Source organism: Bacillus sp. sid0103 (assembly GCF_019219025.1).
On record NZ_JAHUWN010000123.1, the window covers coordinates 1 to 366 of the forward strand.

1 protein-coding gene is annotated in these 366 nt (G+C 33.3%); it reads left to right on the forward strand.

Going from position 1 to position 366, the window contains the following annotated elements:
• Positions 1-290: IS3 family transposase (locus KW850_RS32770; protein ID WP_218351735.1), on the forward strand; the 290-nt coding region annotated here is incomplete at its 5' end.
• Between the last annotated feature and the right edge of the window lie 76 nt (positions 291-366).

The window sequence follows — 366 nt, forward strand, 5'->3', positions numbered from 1 at the left end:
ATACACACCCTGACTTTCAAAAATTAGTGAAAAAGCTTGGACTACGTCAATCTATGTCAAGACGAGGAAACTGTTGGGATAACGCTCCACAGGAATCATTCTTTGGTCATTTTAAGGATGAAGCCTCCATTAAGCCATGTGCGAATTTAGAAGAACTAAAGCGTGAAATAAAGCAATATATGATCTATTACAATAACTACAGATACCAATGGAACTTAAAAAAGATGACCCCTGTTCAATACGAGGGCACTGAAAAACATTCCTTTTTTTATGATTTATGTGTTATCTAAAAAAAATAGGCAACTTCTTGTATGATTTTTGCAAGAAGTTGCCTATTTCTATTTTCCCTAACTATTTTTTTCTTTT